15 protein-coding genes and 1 tRNA gene are annotated in these 20,097 nt (G+C 45.0%); 2 read left to right on the forward strand and 14 right to left on the reverse strand.

From position 1 onward, the window contains the following. The 13 genes from mazG to asnS all read right to left on the reverse strand — a co-directional run bounded on the left by mazG (position 1) and on the right by asnS (position 16,488). On the reverse strand, positions 1 to 819 hold the full coding sequence (mazG, locus tag P9B68_RS01385; protein WP_277668323.1) for a nucleoside triphosphate pyrophosphohydrolase: 819 nt from the start codon (positions 817 to 819) through the stop codon (positions 1 to 3). A 46-nt stretch (positions 820 to 865) separates the two neighbouring features. Next, positions 866 to 2,623, reverse strand: a complete 1,758-nt coding sequence (locus P9B68_RS01390) for a putative polysaccharide biosynthesis protein (protein WP_135657346.1) — start codon at positions 2,621 to 2,623, stop codon at positions 866 to 868. A 142-nt stretch (positions 2,624 to 2,765) separates the two neighbouring features. After that, on the reverse strand, positions 2,766 to 3,131 hold the full coding sequence (locus P9B68_RS01395) for a zinc ribbon domain-containing protein (protein WP_135657344.1): 366 nt from the start codon (positions 3,129 to 3,131) through the stop codon (positions 2,766 to 2,768). Positions 3,132 to 3,206: 75 nt separating this feature from the next. Then, entirely contained in the window at positions 3,207 to 3,989 is a 783-nt protein-coding gene (locus tag P9B68_RS01400) for a uridine kinase family protein (RefSeq protein ID WP_407932249.1), read from the reverse strand. 118 nt (positions 3,990 to 4,107) lie between these two features. Then, complete coding sequence (hemZ, locus tag P9B68_RS01405) at positions 4,108 to 5,613, reverse strand: coproporphyrinogen dehydrogenase HemZ (protein WP_135657340.1); 1,506 nt, start codon at positions 5,611 to 5,613, stop codon at positions 4,108 to 4,110. Next, complete coding sequence (locus P9B68_RS01410) at positions 5,597 to 6,244, reverse strand: MBL fold metallo-hydrolase (RefSeq protein WP_135657338.1); 648 nt, start codon at positions 6,242 to 6,244, stop codon at positions 5,597 to 5,599. Before P9B68_RS01410 ends, hemZ begins: the two co-directional genes overlap by 17 nt. A gap of 26 nt (positions 6,245 to 6,270) precedes the next feature. After that, the gene (locus P9B68_RS01415; protein WP_277668324.1) at positions 6,271 to 8,448 is read right to left on the reverse strand and encodes a RelA/SpoT family protein; all 2,178 of its coding nucleotides are present in this window, start codon (positions 8,446 to 8,448) and stop codon (positions 6,271 to 6,273) included. After that, positions 8,423 to 10,513: a single-stranded-DNA-specific exonuclease RecJ gene (gene recJ / locus P9B68_RS01420; RefSeq protein WP_277668325.1), complete on the reverse strand. Its 2,091-nt coding sequence runs from the start codon at positions 10,511 to 10,513 to the stop codon at positions 8,423 to 8,425. The genes P9B68_RS01415 and recJ overlap by 26 nt, the downstream gene beginning before the upstream one ends. A gap of 255 nt (positions 10,514 to 10,768) precedes the next feature. After that, positions 10,769 to 11,728, reverse strand: a complete 960-nt coding sequence (gene secF / locus P9B68_RS01425) for a protein translocase subunit SecF (protein WP_135657334.1) — start codon at positions 11,726 to 11,728, stop codon at positions 10,769 to 10,771. Next, on the reverse strand, positions 11,725 to 13,134 hold the full coding sequence (locus P9B68_RS01430) for a preprotein translocase subunit SecD (protein ID WP_135657332.1): 1,410 nt from the start codon (positions 13,132 to 13,134) through the stop codon (positions 11,725 to 11,727). Before P9B68_RS01430 ends, secF begins: the two co-directional genes overlap by 4 nt. A gap of 143 nt (positions 13,135 to 13,277) precedes the next feature. Continuing rightward, a complete protein-coding gene (locus P9B68_RS01435; protein ID WP_243112912.1) occupies positions 13,278 to 14,540 on the reverse strand; it encodes an aminotransferase class I/II-fold pyridoxal phosphate-dependent enzyme in 1,263 nt (420 codons plus the stop codon). A gap of 142 nt (positions 14,541 to 14,682) precedes the next feature. Beyond that, positions 14,683 to 15,075, reverse strand: a complete 393-nt coding sequence (locus tag P9B68_RS01440) for a bacteriohemerythrin (protein ID WP_135657328.1) — start codon at positions 15,073 to 15,075, stop codon at positions 14,683 to 14,685. A gap of 18 nt (positions 15,076 to 15,093) precedes the next feature. Next, positions 15,094 to 16,488, reverse strand: a complete 1,395-nt coding sequence (gene asnS / locus P9B68_RS01445; RefSeq protein WP_277668326.1) for an asparagine--tRNA ligase — start codon at positions 16,486 to 16,488, stop codon at positions 15,094 to 15,096. 182 nt (positions 16,489 to 16,670) lie between these two features. On the opposite strand from asnS, the gene P9B68_RS01450 reads away from it, so the two are divergent. Next, positions 16,671 to 16,757 (forward strand) — tRNA-Ser (locus P9B68_RS01450). Between the two features lie 616 nt (positions 16,758 to 17,373). Here the strand turns inward: P9B68_RS01450 and P9B68_RS01455 are convergent. Then, complete coding sequence (locus P9B68_RS01455; protein WP_135657324.1) at positions 17,374 to 17,688, reverse strand: hypothetical protein; 315 nt, start codon at positions 17,686 to 17,688, stop codon at positions 17,374 to 17,376. An 855-nt stretch (positions 17,689 to 18,543) separates the two neighbouring features. Between P9B68_RS01455 and P9B68_RS01460 the strand changes: the two genes are divergently transcribed. Continuing rightward, positions 18,544 to 20,097, forward strand: coding sequence for a Ppx/GppA phosphatase family protein (locus P9B68_RS01460; protein WP_277668327.1), 1,554 nt, complete (start codon positions 18,544 to 18,546; stop codon positions 20,095 to 20,097).

Genomic DNA, 20,097 nt, shown 5'->3' on the forward strand with positions numbered 1-20,097 from the left:
TTATTCTACAGCTGAAAGCTGAGAATGATCCATTATCTTCGCTTCATTCCAGAGGGAATCAAGCTGTTCCAGTGACATGGAAGCCATATAAGCTCCTCGTTCTTCCGCAAGCTGTTCCATTTTTTGAAAACGCCGGATGAACTTATCGCAGGAATTGCTCAACGCTTGTTCAGGCTCAACTTTCAAAAATCGGGAAACGTTTACCACAGAAAACAAAAGATCGCCTAATTCTTCCATACGGTCTTCCCCGCTGCCAGAATCGATTGCCTCTTTTAATTCACAGACTTCCTCCGTGACTTTATCAAGTGCTCCCGATACATCGGGCCAGTCAAACCCCACCTTGGCCGCTTTATGCTGCACTTTCGCACTACGCATCAGCGCAGGAAGGGCTTTGGAAACACTCTGCAGGACTTCCGACTGGGTGGATTGGTTCTTAGTTTTCTTTTTGATCGCATCCCAATTGACAAGTACCTCATCCGAATTGCTGACAACGGTATTATCAAAGACATGAGGATGACGGACAATCAGCTTTTTTACTATGCCATCCACAACGTCTGAAAACCCAAAACTGTTCTTCTCTTTTTCCAATTGCGCGTGGAATACTATCTGCAGTAAAACATCGCCCAATTCTTCCTTTAACAGATCCGTGTCATTATTATCAATTGCCTCAACCGCTTCATAGGTTTCTTCAATGAAATTGTTTCGGATGCTTTGGTGCGTCTGTTCCCTGTCCCAAGGGCATCCTTCCGGTGAACGTAGGATTTCCATAATTTTCAGAAGGTCATCCATATTATATTGTTCTTTCATTTGAAAATCCAAATTTTTATCTCCTGTAAAACCCAATTATCGGTAAACTTTTATTATTTTACCTTATCCAATTATGTTTTTCAAGTATTTTTACAATTTTTTGTCCCCTCGGCAGCATAAGAATATCGTTTCTTGTAAGGGCTTTAAACCACAGCATACAAGCCATATAAACGACACCCGCAAAGGCAATTGCCACCAGGGTGGACAATTTCCCAAAATGCAACAATGTTCCCGTTTTTTGGACAAAATATGCTAAGCCCACGCTGATGATTGAAGCCAGAAGCGGCTTGAAAAAGATGCGGACAAAATTGAGACGGACCTTTGTTTCCCGGCAGAGGTAATGTAGTGCAAAAACCGTGATAAAGATGTAGCACACCAATGTTCCCGTTCCGGCTCCCATCACGTTAATTTCCGGGATTCCGACCAACGTATAATTCAACACCAGTTTAATCACAAGACCGACCACGAGCAGCTTTACCGGCAGATCCACCCTTCCGACCGCCTGCAGCATGCTGTTGATCGGCGTGCTCATGGCGGCGAAAATTGCGCCCAGGCCCAATACGACCAGAATTTTTCCAATAACCGTCGGGGCGTTTTTCTCCCCGTACAATAGGGCAGCAATCGGCGTGGAAAGAACGGACAGCCCCAAACCGGCCGGAACCGTAATCATCGCAACAATACGCAAAACCTGCTCGATGCTTCGCTTGATCTGCTTCGGATTGCCGCCTGTCCATGCCTCGGTTACACTCGGAAGGGCGCTCACACCAAATGCCTGTGTTATCGCCGGCACCAGCATAAACAGCGTGGACGCGTTGGAAAAACACCCGAATAAAAACGTAGGGACATTATTTAACTGCACAACCGAAGAGGGCAAAACGCCCTCGTACATTTTCAGCAGTACTTCTGAATTTTCGGCCATAATGTCATTGATGCGCTTCTGCAAAAATGTGCTGTCGATAAAAGTGGACAGGTTTACCGCTAGGGAGCCCAGCGCAATCGGAATTGCCGTCCGTATTAACCGGGAAGTCGTTATCCGCATTGGAAGGGGACGCGGAGAAGAACGGAGCATTTCCTTGGTTATCCCGTCGCTATGCCTTTTATGGTATAGGAACAAAAAAAGGAAGCCCATGACCGAGCCGATGGTGACCCCGAAAATCGCCCCTGCGGCGGCGTATGGCAGGGTTGCAATCTTAGCATATTCCTCCGAGACCCTTTTTATGCCATAAACTGTGCCATTGGCAGCGTATTCCTTCATTCCGGACTGAATGATAAGCGACGCGAGGGTAAGCCCGAAAACCAGCTTGCTCAAAGCTTCGACGATTTCGGAAATCGCCGTGGGATACATATTGCGAAGCCCTTCGTAGTATCCCCTGTAAATTGCCATAAGGCTATTAAAGAAAATGGCCGGCGCCAACGCGTAAATCGCGGGTAGAGCGTTTTCCGGGTTATTGCTTGCCGCGTAAGTCACATAGGGTTTGGCACCAAAAAACATAATGGAAAACGAAACAATCCCCAGAATCAAAAAAATCCGGATGGAAACCGTATGTATCTGGCGGATGTCGCGATACCGGCCACGGGCGGAATTTTCGGAAACCAGTCTGGAAATTGCAATCGGGAATCCAGCGGTCGCAAGGCTGAATATCGGGAAATAAAGCGAATAAGCGTTTCCGAAATAACCGTTCCCAACCGGCGTAAGAATCCACGCCAGCGGTATTTTAAACAACGCGCCGATAATCTTGACCAGCGCAATTGCCACCATTAAAATTAAGGCACCGTGTAAAAAGCTCTGTTTTTCAGCAGCCCGTTTCCTTTCCATTAAGACACATCCAATCAATAAAGTCAAACGTAAACCCGATAAAAAACACGATAAAATAGTATACTATATAAATAAAGAGAATATGAACAGAATTGCAAGCAATAAAAAAAGGGGTGCAACCCCCTTTTTTATGAAATGCCGATTACTCTTCCGACAACTTATGCCCGCATTTGCTGCAGTAATCTGCACTCTGCGGATTTTCCTGACCGCAGTTTTTGCAAACCTGCTTCGCGCGCATGGCAACCAACTGTTCATTCACAGCGTCAAGCTGTTCATACAAATCATCAATTGCCGTAATACATTCATTTACCAGATCAGAAACATCATTATCGGTTTTTTTCGCTTCATAAACCGTCCTGCCCAGCGCCTCGAAGCGCTTTGAAATCTCATTATTTAAATCTGCAGAACTGATTCTAAGCTTGGATATGTCAACAAACTGGCCTGCTTTTTTTCCAACAACGTTAACCGCTGATTTCGCATTAACAACTACATCTTCAAACAATCCCATAATACACACTCCTTTATTAAAGGTTATCTTATTGAAATTATAACACGAACGACGGAAAAATCAATGAAAATTCGTTTAATATATCCCGCCGCCGATAAACTCCCGTATGATTGAATTATTCGGAACCAATTCACTACTGATTATTGTGAATTTTTTCAAATTTTGTATCAATTTCTGGGACAAATCATAATCCTTGCAGTCCTGTGGAACTTCCTGCAAAATCGGAATCGCTTCTTTCGCCAATACACAGGTTTCATAGGCATGCAGGGAATTAATAGTGTAATCTGCATCTCCGCGATAGGGCTTGATGTACTTCCTTTCCCCATCCATGACATTCGGCCACATTTCCAACGTCCGCTCCGGTTTGGCTCCGCGGAATTTATAGTCACGGACAATCCTTCTGATCAGGCGCATCCCGTTCGCAGTAAAAAGTTCGGTTTTCCCTTCGTGGATCCCCTGCTTCACACTAATATAAATTTTGCAGACATCATTTGCAGGAAGCTTATTGATAAAAATCGGATTCAGCGCATGGATTCCTTCCACGATCGCGATGTCATGCTCCCCCAAGGTAACCTGCCGCTTGTGGGGATACGGCATATGAATTTCAAAATTGAAAACCGGCATATTGCAGCGCCTTGTTTCAATTAAGCTGAGAAGGCACCGCTCCACTTCCGGAACATCAAGCGCGTCAACGCTTTCATAATCGTGCTGCCCGTTTGCAAGAAGCGGCGCCTGACGTTCCCCGCGGTAAAAATCATCAAGGGAGATAATGGTTGAGCCGACGCCGATTTTCTGAAAGGCATTCTTCAACAAATTCGCAGTAGTTGTTTTTCCGCTGCTGGACGGACCAGAAAGCATTACCAGTCCGCAGTTCCTTTTCTGGGTGACAATGCTCTCTGCGATATTGCGGATGCTTTCGTGGTAAGCTTCCTCCGTCTGATTGACAAAAGCTTCCGGGTGATCGGAAGCAGCAGCATTAATCAGATGGAGTTGGTTCTGATATTCTACAAAATTTACCATAATTAGCTTTCACCTGATCTTTTCTAATAATCATTTCCTCAAACCGACTTATATATTCATAGGGGTATTTAAAGTTAAAAATCCTGTTGAGGTTATCGGAATACGGATCCTTGATTTTACTGACGGCTCCCGCGCCGCACGCAAGGATCGTGTGGGTTTCATCCATAATGAAAACATTATAGGGACTTTCAAAGCCCGGTTTTGCCCATCCGGTATTCTCCAGATTGCCAACCATCCGGCTTTGGCGGTAAAGATAATACGGCTTATATCCGTATTTTAACAGCTGCTCATCCGCGTAATCGATCATTTGCTCTGCAGCCTGCGCATCGTTGCGGTAAGGTTCGCTTTCATCCTGAAACAGCCTTGCCGACCGTTTTAAGGACAACGTATGCACCGTAATGCTTTCCGGAGCCAGCCGAATCGTCTGATCCAGTGTGGAAACAAAGCTTTCCGGAGAATCGCCGGGCAGCCCTGCGATAAGGTCCATATTGATATTGTCAAACCCGGTTCGGCGCGCAAGGACAAAAGCCGAGAGCGCCTGTTCCGCCGTATGTCGGCGGCCGATGGTTTTTAAAACTTCATCGTTTAATGTCTGTGGGTTAATGCTGATACGGGTCACTCCGTACTTTTTCAGCGAAAAAAGCTTCTCCATCGTTATGGTATCCGGCCTTCCGGCTTCCACCGTAAACTCGCGGCAAAAAGACAGATCAAAGCTTCCCCGTATTGCGCTCAAAAGAATATCGAGCTGCTCCGCGGATAAAGTCGTTGGCGTTCCCCCGCCGATATAAACCGTTTCGAGCCGCAATTGCAAAGACGCGGCTACCTGCGCCGTATGCGCAATTTCCCTGCATAAAAGTTTCAGATACGCCGGAACCAATTTTGCGGTCTTTTCCACAGAGGAAGAGACAAAGGAACAATACGAGCAACGGGTTGGGCAAAACGGAATGGATATATACAAGCTGAAAGATTCCGGCTTCGATAAGGAGAGAATTTTCTCCTCGTTCTGCATGGTGATATAGCTTAATGTTGTTTTTTGCTCTGAAACCAGCAGTTCCTTCTGATAAAAATCCAGCGCTTTGGCTTCGCCCATTTCGGAAATCAAGCGGCGCAGCAGCTTTACCGGGCGAACTCCGGTCAAAATCCCCCATTTCGGTACAAACCCGCAATAATCGGTAAGCAACTGGAAAAGCAAAACCGCCATATGCCGCTCCTGGTCATTTTCCGATTCGCAATCGGGAAAGCCGAGCCGCTCTGTTTTTCCCCGGCAATAATCACCGAATTGGATGCGGGTCGTTATAACGATCCCGTCCGTTTCCTTGTTTATACCCGTATAGACGAGCATTTGCTCTCCGCTGTTTTCCGGGATTTCTGTCAACACCTTGATTTTTTGATATGGAAAGAATAACCGGCATAGATTTTCCATTTCATAATGGAAGGTATGGCCGTCAATGATAAGGGTCATAAGCGCTGTTCCCCATAAACGGATTGTTTTTTCTTTCAAAGTCGAGCGTGGTTTTCCCTTCATGCCCCGGATAGATATGGTAATTCCCTTCAAGGTTTCCCAGCCGTTTCAGGGATTGAAGTATCTGGGTATAGCTGCCGGTGGGAAAATCCGTTCTGCCGCAGCTCATCTGCATTAATGTATCCCCCGTGAAAATCGCGTCCTCCACGAGGTAACAGCAGCTTCCAATTGTATGCCCCGGTGTGTGCAGGACACGGATTTTCAAGTTTCCGAGTGGGATAATATCGCCGTCGTTTAGTGCGACATCCGCTTTGAATGTCTTCAGAGGCCGCGAAGCGACCACGGTCGATAAGTTCAAGGAATTGTCGCTTATGAAGGGCATATCGTCACTATAAATATAGACCTTTGCATTGGTCAGCTTTTTGATCTCATTTACACCCAGTATATGGTCGAAGTGACCATGCGTTAACAAAATCGCTTCCACCTTGTCCGCACCGGCTTTCAGAACGGCCTTTGTCAGTTCCGGACTTTCAAAGCCCGGATCAATGACCGCCGCATAGCCCGTAGCGTCATCGGTTACTATATAGCAGTTTGTAGGAACCATACCCCCGGTAATTTCTGTTATCTCCATAGAAGACACCTCTATTCCAACTTGTTTTAGGAACGTTTGATCGAAATAATACCCTGAATATTGGAAAGGCGGGAAATAATGCTGTTCAGATGCTCCAGCCCGTTAATCGTGATCGTAGCGGAAATGACCGCATTGCCGTCCTTGGTCTCCCTTGAATTCAAAGAATGAATGAAAATATGCATGTTGAAAAGCTGCTGGGTTACATCGGCAAGCAGGCCGGAGCGGTCCAAAGCCACAATTTCCAACGTGGATTTGAATTCTTCCTTTACTTTGCCCGCCCAATGCGCCTTAATCCAACGCTCCGGCTCTGCAGCTTCACTTAAATTCTGCGGCACATTGGAGCAAGTTCGCTTGTGGATGGAAACGCCGAAGCCGCGCGTGATAAAACCAATAATTTCATCGCCCGGAAGCGGGTTGCAGCAACGCGAAAACTTAATCAGGCAGTTGTCCATTCCGTCAACGATAACACCGCTGGACGGCTTTTTCGGGGGCTGCTTCGCGGGAGCCTGGGCCGGCGAGCTCGGTGCAGGACGCTTTTCCTTCATATAACCTTCTTTGATTTTCGGCATGATCTTCCAGAGCTGGATACCGCCGTATCCAATTGCGGAGTAAACATCGTCCGCACTAGTGCAGTTCCTCTTAGCGCCGATTTTTTCAAGAAGAGCGGTAAGCTCCGCTTCGTTTAATTCAATGCCGTTGCGCCGCAATTCACGCTCGAGTTCCGCCTTGCCCTCTATAATATTCTCTTCGCGCTTTTCACGCTTGAACCACGCGCGGATTTTATTGCGCGCTTCACTTGTTTTAACGATTTTCAGCCAGTCGCGGCTTGGCCCGTGCGTTTCTTTGGATGTCAGAATCTCGATAATCTGCCCCGTTTTGACTTTATAATCAATGGGAACAATACGCTTGTCCACTTTCGCCCCCACCATACGGTTCCCGACAGCACTATGAATGGCATAGGCAAAATCAATCACCGTCGAGCCGGAAGGAAGGCTGATCACATCGCCCCGCGGAGTAAAAACAAACACTTCCTCCGGAACCAAATCCGATTTGATCGTGCGGACAAGATCGGTCGCGTCCTCGTTGTCTTTTTGATTCTCCAGCATCTGGCGGATCCATGCAAGACGCTGCTCCAACGAATCGCCACTTTTCGACCCGATTCCCAGTTTATACTTCCAATGTGCGGCAATACCGTATTCCGCAGTGTGATGCATTTCCCATGTGCGGATCTGAACCTCGAAGGGAATGCCGTCCTTTCCTATGACCGTAGTATGGAGGGATTGATACAGGTTCGGCTTCGGCGTGGAAATATAATCTTTAAACCGGTTCGGAATCGGGCGGTACATATCATGGATTATGCCAAGAACGTTATAACAATCGTTTACCGTATCGACGATTACGCGAACTGCGTAAATATCATAAATTTCTTCCATGGAGCGGCCTTGGATAAAGGTTTTGCGGAAAATGCCGTTAATGCTCTTTACGCGTCCTTCCAAATAAACATTCGGAATGAGCGGCGACACCCGTTCGTAAATATTTTTCTTTGTCAGTTCAATAAACTCTTTGCGCTCATTCTGCCTAAGAGCCAGCCCGCTTTCGATTTCCTCATAGGCAATCGGATCCAGACACCGAAGGGATAAATCCTCCAGTTCTTCCTTAACGGCCCGGATACCAAGGCGATGCGCAATCGGCGCGTAAACCTCCATATTTTCCAGCGCTTTATCGCGCTGTTTCTGCGGGGGCATGAATTCAATTGTACGCATATTGTGCAGGCGGTCGGCTAGCTTAATGATGATTACACGGATATCATCCGCCATTGCAATCAGCATTTTCCGAAGGTTTTCTGCCTGCTGTTCCTCACGGGAAGAATACGGGATACGGCCTAATTTTGTCACACCGTCAATCAGATTCGCAATTTCCGACCCGAAGCTTTTCCGAATCTGCTCCAAATTCACCGGCGTATCCTCGACAACGTCATGCAGAAGGCCGGCCGCAAGGGACTCGGTATCCATACCGAGCTCAACAAGAATACAGGCTACCGCCACAGGGTGAGAGATATAGGGTGCTCCGGAAAGGCGTTTTTGATCCTGGTGGGAAGTAAGAGCGAGCTGATAGGCACGGTCGATCACCGACATATCGTAATCATGTTCGCTTTCGTTAATTAAAGCGATCAGGTCGTCATATGTTTTCAGCGGCCATGCCATATCCTTCACCCACCTTTTCCAGTAATTTCAGTTTTTTTAATATCTTCGAGCCGAACAAGTCGACTTTATGCGTTGTATGTACAATTTCCGCCTTCAGCCAATCGCCGAACTTTTCCAAAGTGATGAGCCGATATTCCGCCAGAACATCGAGCGCGGTTAAAAGCATAGCCATGTTGCCCACGTCCTTGGTTCGGCTTAAAAGGATTTCCGGAGACCCAGAAAAGCCGTTTAGATTCCGGATAACCCGATAAACATCCGCAAACGCGCCACGGTTCGGGAACAGCCTTTCCAATTCCATTTGGGAGAGCGTTTCCCCTCTTTTGGTTTTTTCGTAAAGGGCTATGTCCGACAGGACGGCATCCACATCCATACTTGATAATTTTATATCTCGAATATAAATAGAAAGCGTATTTTTCCCATTATATTCCCTTGCGTCAAGCGTTACCGCAAGGTCAAGAACATCCCCCACATGATAACGAAATTCTTCAAGCGTTGTATTGAATTTCATGCAACGGATCATATATCCGTCCTTCATAACGCTGATACGGAGGTGTTTTCCTCCGCCAACCGGCGTAATGTCCGCCAAAGTCACATGGTACAGGCCGAATAGTGGGGACGGATTTCCCATTCCAAAAGGTTCCATGGCATGAATTTGATTCGGAATATCCACGGAAAGGTCGCGTGGATTGAGAAGGCAATCAATTTTCAACACCGGTACGGGCATAGGATCACCTAAGGAAGCAGCATAATCGTTGATTGCTTTTCGAAACGCGGGAATATTCGCGGTTAATAAGGATAAACCGGCGGCCATGGGATGTCCGCCATACCGCAACAGTAAATCATTACAGGTGTTGACCGCCTGAAAGAGAGAAAAGCCTTCGACACTTCTGCCGGAACCCTTTGCCTCCTCTCCGGAATAAGAAATAATAATGCTCGGTTTCCCAAACTGCTCGGTAATACGGGAGGAAATAATGCCAATGACCCCATGGTGCCATCCTTCGCCTTCAATCACCAAAACACGATCGTAAAGGCGCTCCGGTTCATCATGAAGCTTTTGCATTACTTTTTCATATATTTCTTTCTCAATCTGACGCCTGTATTCGTTGTCATCATTGATTTCTGTGGACAACGCACATGCTTCATCCGGATACTCGGAAACCAAAAGACGAACTGCGCGTTCCGGAGAGCCAATCCGCCCTGTCGCATTGATACGCGGAACCAGCGTAAAAGCGACGTTCCCGGCGGTAAGACGCCTTCCTTCCACCCCGGCCAGCTCCATCAGCGCTTTCAGACCCAATCGGTCCGTCTGTGGAAGCATTTTCAGCCCGGCTTTTACGAAGCATCGGTTTTCCCCGGTGAGCGGCACAACATCCCCGATGGTACCGATTGCAACGAGGTCGGCGTAATTATCGAGCAAGGCATCGGGGCTGCAGTCCTCGCCTTCCAATGCCATAATCAGTTTAAAGGCAACGCCAACACCGGAATAGTCCTTGTACGGGCAATCGCAGTCTTCGCGGTAAGGATCAACAACGGCACATGCATCGGGCAATTCCGCCCTTGGGCGGTGATGGTCTGTCACCACCACATCCATTCCCAATTCTTTCGCATGGGCTACTTCCGCAATAGAGGAAATCCCGTTATCTACGGTGACAATCAAATTGATCTCCTGCGCATGCAGGGTATCAATCGCATTGCAGTTCAGGCCATAGCCCTCCCCTTCCCGTTCGGGAATATAAAAAATTACATTTGCGCCGCAGGATTCCAAATAAGAATACAGCATGGCGGTCGCTGTCACTCCGTCAGCATCGTAATCCCCGTAAACAGCTATTTTTTCGAATTCCTCAATCGCACGTATAATACGGTCGGCCGCTTTTTTCATATCTTTTAAAAGAAAAGGATTTGATAAATTTTCATCAGAATGAAAAAATTTTTCAATTTGTACTATGTCGACAATGCCCCGTTCTTGAAGCAATACTGCAAGAATCTCAGGCAGATTCATTTCTTGTGTCATCTGCTTTGTTACAGCCGGATCACTCTGAAATACTTCCCATTTCTTTAAGCTCACAAACCCCACCTACCCCATAATTATTTATTGTATCATTTTGACAAATAATATTCAACATTTATTCTTCCCAGATACAAAAAACGGAAGAAAACAGCGGATAATCCAACGATATTATCCGCTGCTTACAATTTCAGATATTTTTTATTCATTTCTGCAGGCACAAATTTCCACACCCCGGTTGCCCCGGGCGCACGACACTTAAAAGCCGCCGATGCAAAAGAACATCGGCGGCTTTCATAATATCGTGTTTTGAATTTAAGCTTTTGCTTCTGTTTCTCTTTGTTTTGCTTTATGGTTCTGCCACATAACATAAAGGGGGCCTGCAATGCAGACGGAGGAATAACAACCGGTAACAACACCGACCATCATCGGCAGAGCAAAGGTTGTTACGCTCGTAATTCCATATAGCTGCCCAACGACGAAGACGGTTGCAATTGAAGAAAATGTGCAACCCGCAGTAAAGAGAGAACGGGTAAATGTCTGGTTGATACTCGTGTTTACCAAAGAAGAATAAGGCGTTTTCGGCCCCATCAGTCTGCGATTTTCTCTGATACGGTCATAAATAATAATCGTATCATTCAGTGAATAGCCCAGAATCGTCAATACAACTGCAATAAAGTTATCATTCAGCGGTATTCTGAAGATGATAAATGTAAAATAAACCATGATAACGTCATGCAATAGTGCGAGAACAGCCATTACGCCAGCGGACATACCGCCGATTTTTCTAAACCGGAATGCAATATACAGAACAAGCAGTACGCAGGTAATGAAAACAGCCGTCAGGCATTTTATAAAGAAGTTGCGGCCCATGGTCGGATTAACCGAGCTGGATGAAACAACCTCGAAATGCGCATTCGGATATTTTGCGGAAAGCGCTTTTTCAATTGCCTGCTGGGTATCAACGGAAATAGATTCCGAACCCGCAAAAGAAATGGAAACATTATTTTTTACTTTTTTGCCGTCAGCAGATTTTACATCCTCCAAGATGCGAACGCTAACATCCTTTTTCGTAGTATCCTGGACAATTTTTTCGACTTCTTCCTGAACAACCTTGCCGTCAAAAGAATATTTGATTTCGGCGCCGCCTTTAAACTGGATATCCAACTGAGTGCCAAATAGAATATTGAAAAGTAAGCCAATCAGCATGACCGTGATGGAAATTCCAAAGTAAATCTTTCTGTTTTCAAAGAAATGAATGTTAAAGGTTTTCATTCTGCGGCACCTCCGTACAGCCATTTATTGCGCGCGAACTTAAACCCGGAAATCGATTTTGTCATCAAACGGGTAGCCGTTACGCCGAAGAGGAAGTTACCGACAATACCGATTAACAGCGTGTAGCCGAAGGAATAGATCGAGCCGGTAGTGGATGCTCCGAACAGCATTGAAAGAATATTGGTTGGTCCAAATACAGCCATCAAAATAACGCCGACAATAACAACCGTTATATTACCGTCGAAAATTGCCCAGAAGCTGTTGTCGTCACCCTTTTGGATTGCCCCGTCAAGGGTTTTGCCTGCCCAGAGTTCTTCTTTAATTCTGCAGGCAGTAATAATATTCGCATCAACACCCATACCGATGGAAAGAATAATACCAGCGATACCGGGCAGGGTCAGCGTAAAGCTTTGAATAAACGGGAAGTATCCAGAAACCGCCGCAAAAGACAAAGCAATCTGCCCAAGCAGAGCGATAATCGCGATAAAGCCCGGAAGTCTGAACTGAACCAACATGAACACGCAGATAATTGCAAAGGCGATAATACCCGCAATCAGCATTGCATGCAAAGAAGATGATCCCAGCGTCGGGCTGATTGTGCTGAAGTTTGTCGTCGTAAGCTTAAACGGAAGCGCACCGGCTGTAATCTTGTTTGCCAGAGAGGAAGCTTCCGCCGCTGTAAAATTGCCCTGAATGGAGCACTTTCCATCCGTAATAACCTCATTTACCCTCGGATTGGAAATACGAACGTCATCCATCCAGATGGAAATGATTTCACCCTGCATTTTTTCGGTTGCTTCGGCAAATTTTTTGGTGCCGCTCTCAGTCAGTTCCAAACCAACCTGATAGGTTGCTTTGCCGGTCGTCTGATCCTGATACATCTCAGACTTAGCGCTTTTAATGTCGCTGCCGGTTAAAATAATGTTGCTTGCCGTCTCGCCCTTAGGCGTTTTGTAGACAGGTTGTCCATCCGAACCGGTTGTCACGGTTGTATACTCATCGCCCGCACGGAAGGTGAGCATTGCAGTTGCGGAAAGTTCTTTGATTGCGCTTTCGGGGTCAAATGTCTTTTCGTCGTTCTTCCAAGGAAAACGTACAATAATGCGATCATTGTTATAATCGGAATACAATTCATAATCCGTAATATGATTCGTAGTTAAGCGGACTTCAATTATCGATTTTGCGGAATCAATTTGTTCCTTAGTCGCTTTTTTTGAAGTTGCCGGGCTAAATGTTGCCTCGACGCCGCCGTTAATGTCTATTCCCCATCTAATGTCGCTGACACCTTTTATGTAGGTGGTCGAATTATCCCCGTTTTTACCCTTAATTCCGAAGGTTGCGGAATAAGTTAAAAACAGGATGAGGAGGGCGACGATGAAAAATACAGGTTTTCCTACTCGCTTCATTCGTAAATCCTCCAATTTTGGTTTTCTGTGATTCCTCGCAGACGTGTACAATCAATTATATTGTTTACATATGAAAAAGTCAATTAGTTTGACGAGATTATTCGTAAAGACAGCCAAAAAGAAAGGGAGACAAGCTCCCTTTCTCACTTATTTAACAATTTTTCCGCCGCAGCAAGCTGAACGCAAATACAGAACAAATCCATAGCGACCTCAAGTTCATCCACCGGAGGATAGGTCGGTGCCACACGGATATTGCTGTCGTTCGGATCTTTTCCATACGGGAAGGTCGCACCCGCATTCGTAAGGGTAACGCCAGCCTCCTTGCAAAGGGAAACAACCCGCTTTGCACAGCCGTTCAAAACATCAACGCTGATAAAATATCCTCCGTTTGGATTCGTCCAACAGGCCACGCCCTTTCCCCCAAGCTCGGATTCCAGCTTATTGGCTACCGCTTTAAACTTCGGCGCAAGCAGCTTGCGGTGTTTCTTCATTTGCTCCAGAATACCGTCGTAATCTTTAAAGAAATATAAATGCCTTAACTGGTTCAACTTATCCGGTCCGATTGTCTCATACGAAAAATGCTTTTTCAGGACAGCCAGGTTGTTGTCGCTTGCACCCAGCGCCGCTACGCCGGCACCTGGAAAAGAAATTTTACTTGTGGATACAAAAAAGACCGGCAAATCCTCCGTGCCATTCTTTTTGCACTCAAGCCACAAGTTCAAAAGCTGATCCGGCGTATCGGTTAAATCGTGTACGCAATAGGCATTATCCCAAAAAATCCGGAAATCCTTTGCAGCGGGCTTCAAAGCGGCAAACCGGCGAACAGTTTCATCGGAATAGGTAATACCCGTCGGATTGGAATACTTTGGAACGCACCAGATTCCTTTCACCAATTCATCGTTTGAAACCAACTTTTCCACAACATCCATGTCCGGTCCTGTGGGCAGCATTGGAACCGTAATCAGTTCAAAACCGAAGTATTCGGTAACAGCAAAATGCCTGTCGTAGCCGGGCGACGGGCACAAAAACTTTACGGCGCCCTGCCTGCCCCATGGCAGACAGCCCGAAAAGCCATGGGTAACCCCGCAGGACACGGTATCAAACATCATATTCAAGCTGGAATTGCCCCCCGCAATGATATTGGAAGCGTCGACCCCCATCATATGGGAAAAAAGTTCCCGCATTTCCGGAAGGCCGTACGGCATGCCGTAGTTGCGGCAGTCGTCTCCGGTGGAGGCATAAAGATCGGATGCGGAGTTTAAAGCATCCAGCATACCCATCGAAAGCTGAAGCTGTTCTGTTTCCGGCTTCCCACGGGCCATATTTAATTTTAAGCCCCTTGCTTTGAATTGGTTATAACGTTCCTGTAAATCCGCCCTGACATCGCTTAATTCCTTTTCTGACATTGACCGAAAGTCCAATATGAGCATCTCCCTATCTTAAAATGCAAATGATGTTTAAAAACAAGTACTATTCTAATATATAATAGATAATATTGCAAGTTAAAAACACAAATCTTGCATATAAGATAAAGAAGACATTCTTATGTTATTTTATGTATTTTGCTAATTCGACGTCTACTTTCTGAATATGATTCAATAGCCAGTCCATAAGGAAATAATTGGTTTTGGATATAACCGCAATGGAAGCACCGTTTTTTGTAATATCATATTTTAAATCCGCAATTTTTTTCTTGAAAAATTCATGCATTTCCTTATGCTCTTTGTACTTCGGGTAAGTACTGCTGAGCTGCAACTTCTCTTCGTCGGAAAAATGCTTAATGGTGTACCCTTCAAGGAATTCTAACGTCTTAATAATTTCCTCCCTTCCCTTGCCCTGATTGCAAGCGGCAAAGAGCTGGTCAATCCGGTCGCACAGCTCTTTATGCTGGCTGTCAATCACCGATACACCGATTTTCAGATTATCTCTCCACATTGCCATAAGTAAAACACATCCTTTCTAAAATTCCGCGGTTCCCGTTGTACGCGGGAACGGCAGTACGTCCCGGATATTTGCAATCCCGGTTAGATACATTACAAGGCGTTCAAAGCCAAGGCCATAGCCTACGTGCTTTGTTCCGCCATAACGCCTTAAGTCCAGATACCACCAATAATTTTCCTCATTCAGCTTAAATTCCTTCATCCGTTGTTGAAGAATTTCTATGCGCTCCTCACGCTGGCTGCCGCCGATGATCTCGCCGATACCCGGCACAAGCAAATCTACTGCGGCAACTGTTTTTCCGTCATCATTCAGACGCATGTAGAAGGCTTTGATTTCCTTCGGATAATCGGTTACAAAAACAGGTTTTCCGAATACCTGCTCTGTTAAATACTTTTCATGTTCCGTTTGCAGGTCACTTCCCCAGCTTACCTTATATTCAAATTTGTCATTATTTTTTTTCAAAATTTCAATGGCTTCCGTATAGGTGACACAGGCGAAATCCGAATTGACGACATTCGTTAAGCGATCAACAAGCCCTTTATCAATAAACTGGTTGAAAAATGCGATATCATCCGGGCAGGTATCCATAACATATTTGATAACGTATTTCATCATCGCTTCGGCAAGCTTCATGTTGTCCTGTAAATCCGCAAACGCAATTTCCGGCTCGATCATCCAGAATTCCGCCGCGTGACGCTGCGTGTAAGACTTTTCAGCGCGGAACGTCGGCCCGAAAGTATAGACCTTTCCAAAAGCCATCGCCATGCACTCCGCCTCAAGCTGGCCGGAAACCGTAAGGGAGGTGTGTTTCTGGAAAAAATCCTGCGAATAATCAACCGTTCCATCCTTTTTACGCGGAGGGTTCTCCGCGTCAAGTGTAGTCACGGTGAACATTTCGCCGGCGCCTTCGCAGTCACTACCGGTAATAAGCGGCGTGTGGACGTAAACAAATCCATTTTCATGAAAGAATTTATGAATGGCAAAGGCCGCGGCCGAACGCACGCGGAACGCAGCGCTGAACGTATTGGTGCGCGGGCGCAAATGCGCAATTGTGCGTAAAAATTCCAGCGAATGACGCTTTTTCTGCAGCGGATAATCCGGAGAGGAAAGCCCTTCTGCCTCAATTTTATCCGCGTGAATTTCAAACGGCTGCTTCGCCTGCGGTGTTAAAACCAGCTCGCCGGTTACCACAAGGGCTGAACCGACGTTCAATTTCGTAACCTCTGTAAAATTGGAAATCCGATTCGCTTCAAAAACGATCTGGACTCCTTTAAAACAACTGCCATCATTCAGATCAATAAATCCCAACGCTTTGGAATCGCGAATTGTGCGAACCCAGCCGCAAACCGTTACCGCTTTACCGCTAAGCTCCGCCGTTTTAGAATACAACTCGGTTATTTCAGTTCTCTTCAATCGGAATACCTCCTGCATGCTTCCAGAATATGTTTATATTATAACACGATTTTCCTCTATGCAACACCAATACACAGCAAAATGTGAAAAATTGAAAAATCTTCAAAATAGGGGTTGATTTTTGTGGAAACATTCGATATAATAATAAAGCTGTCTCTGGTAACAAGGCAGATAAACCATACGGAGAGGTATTCTAATTGGTAAGGAGCCACATTGGAAATGTGGTGTGCCGCAAGGCATTGTGCGTTCGAGTCGCATCCTCTCCGCCATTCAGAACCGGAAACAATATTTTGTTCCTACCGAACGGAATGTTGCTTTTGGACTTCTTCATACCGAAGAAGTAAAACGACAAGGGAATCCCCACTCTCCGAAAGGAAAGCGGGGATTCTTTCGTTATTCTTGTCCGCGTTACTTCATCCGTCGAGTCTATCGGTCGGCAATCTGTGTTGCCATTTTATAAACCACCTCATATACGATGAAGGACCACATGAAATATTTTCAAAAACTCCCGTTCTTTTTCACTTGATTGTCACATAGGTCATTTATATTTTATTTATCCCCTTTGTCGAATCAGCCGTAATTCTGAACAAAATTGCTTATATGTCTCTCACGGAGAGTTCTCATATTTTACAATCCTTTTTTGAGAAGGCCGCCTCATAACGGGCGGCTTCCTCATTTCCCAATATTTTCAGCAGAATGAAACATGACCCTGTCCGGAACTTGTGGAGACAGGGTCATTTATTTACTTTTCATCAGGAGGAAAATTTCACTTCATCCCTATGACTATTTTGAAAAGCTCGTATATCCGCGTTTTTTTTTCGCTCTTCTTCGATAATTTTATTAATTTTCTCGTAAAACGATTCGCTGTCAATCTCGTTATTACCCTCAATCAATGTCAACGGTTCGTGTTTCAATGCTGTCGACCCCTCTATTAATAAATTTCATTCTCTCCTGAACATAGGCGTTTTCAAGGAGTTTGATAAAAGGTTCTATGTATTGTTGAACAAAGTCCTCAATTTCTTCTTTGTCTTTTCCAAAGCTTCCAGCCTTTGTACAATCAATCTGAAGGATAAAACAAATATTATCAAAATCTCCTTTGTGGGAAATCGCAATATATTCAGCTATTTTTTCATGTGTGGAACCAAATTTCTTTTTAATCCCTTTTTCGTCTAAAATATAAATCTTCTCTACGGACGTCATGAGTATATTCTTAAAAAATTTCTCACAATTTGACACCGGCTGCGGACGGTTGTCGCCCTTGCTTAAACTGTTCGATTTATAGCCGGGCATGGTATACATTAATTTGTTTTGATGCAGAATTTGTTTAATAACGCTAATTCGAAAATTCCGGTCTTCATATTGATCAGAAAAAATTGTATAGAGTGAATTACAGACGAATTGCGACAAAGAGGCAAAAATTTCCTCCTTTTCATCCGAGCTAAGCGTGGACATATACCGTGTTAAACTGGTTATGTTATTTTGCAGTTCATCAATTACCGCCCGGTTTAACTCGGAATTTTTTTGCTGCTTTAATATATGCTTATTTGCGGCGGAAAATCCTATTAAAATCAAAATATACAGAGAAAAATAAACCACCTGCGGATACGAATAAAAGGAAGCTGGGCTTAAAGACTTGTTCGAATTTTCCATAACGCCTGAAATGATAAATGGGAACAGGAAGTAGACGACCTGCTGAAAGACCCAGTTCGAGAATAAAGCAAACCAAAAATCTTTTAAGCTTTTTAAGATGCTCTTTTGTTCGTAATTCATTATATTCATTCCCTTTACAGTTTGACAATTCAATTCTGTCCGCTCTTTTAAGTATATTTTCGAAACCATATGACTATGAAAGTGATTTATTGCAAAACTGTAAATTTTTAAATTCGAATATAGTTATACCGTTAATTAGAAAAATATAAATTTTGAAATGAATATTTTAAAACTTCTAAATTTCAGGCATTCATAAACCGATAAGTTCTGTAATATAGTAAGAATCGTTGTGGAAATAAAAGGCATTTGCTATAATAATCTTAGTTCCGTATGGGTGGTGACAATTTGAACCGTAAAAAAAGCATCAAGGTAGCAGCGGTAATTGATATCGGCTCAAATATGCTAAAAATGAGGATTTCGCAGCTAAAAAAAGGAGAAATCTCCGACCTTGAAAAACTGGAATACCCTTTAAATCTTGGCCACGAGGTCTTTACGGAAGGAAAAATCCGCTTCGAAAGCCTTCGTGAGCTTTCCGGTATCCTGCATGGATACCGCGGAATTCTAAAAGAATATGGAGTCAATCAATATAAAGTAGTGGCAACCACCGCTTTCCGGGAAGCGAAAAACCGTTCCTATGTGATTGACCAGTTAAAAATACAGAATGACATGACCGTTCAGGTACTGGAAGACGATCAGGAAAAAACGCTGATTTATTCAGAGATTTTAAATACGCTTGACAAAATGGAAAATAAAAAGGGCGAAAATGCGCTGATTTCCTATATCGGCGCCGGGACCATCGGCTTTTCCCTTTATAACGGGAAGCATATGATCTTTTCGCAGAACATTCCGATGGGAGCCTTAAAGCTGCACGATATGCTTGGAAATATTCAGGAGCTTACGGAGGATTTCTACACCGTTGTTGAAGAATACCTGAATTCCATTATCGGCCATATCCGTATCCCGTTCAGCAAAGGGCTTGTTTCCAACCTGGTTCTGACGGGAAACGAAATTCAGCTGATTGCGCACATCTGCGGCGTAATGCCTGAAAACGGCTGCTACACGATTCCGGCGCAGATGCTCACCGACCTGTTTAAGCAGATACGCTCGATGTCACAGGAAAAAATCAGCAACCACTATGGCATCAGCGAAGATACGGCGGAGCTGCTGTACTCGGCACTTGCTATCTATATCCGGCTGATTGAATTTTCAGAATCCGATGTCATTATTGCGCCAAAAGTGGAACTGTGGGACGCTTTAATGCGCCACATGCTCCTTCCAAAAAGCAGCGAGGAATATTTTGAACATGTCCGCGAAAACGCAATCAGCTGTGCGTATGAAATCGCAAAGACCTATCACTGCAACCACCTGCATTCCGAAAATGTCCGGAAATTTGCCTGCCGGATTTTTGATAAGATGAAAGGCGCTCATGGGCTTGACCATCGCAAGAGGCTGCTTTTGGAGCTGGCGGCTATTTTGCACGACTGCGGCTATTACGTAACTGCCAAACAGCATTTATTGAGCACGTTTGACTTGATAAAGGATATTGACGTTTATGGCATGACTGACGAAGAAATGCTGCTGACCGCCTATGTTTCGCGCTACAATGAATACGACGTGCCCAATTATGACGATATTGAATTTATTCGGCTGAGCGACAAAAACCGGCTGATCGTTTCCAAACTCGTAGCGATTTTCCGGCTTGCAAACGCGCTCGACAAGGCGCAGAAGCAGAAGCTGAGCGACATCCGGGTAAAATTGAACAACGACAGGCTTTTAATTACAGCCGACAGCAACGAAAATTGTTACCTTGAAAAATGGGCGTTCGAGCAATGCGCACCATTCTTTCAGGAAGTTTTCGGCTATAAACCGGTTCTGACTGTGCGCTCGTCCCTAATTTAA

Source organism: Caproiciproducens galactitolivorans, assembly GCF_029266045.1.
Taxonomy (GTDB): domain Bacteria; phylum Bacillota; class Clostridia; order Oscillospirales; family Acutalibacteraceae; genus Caproiciproducens; species Caproiciproducens galactitolivorans.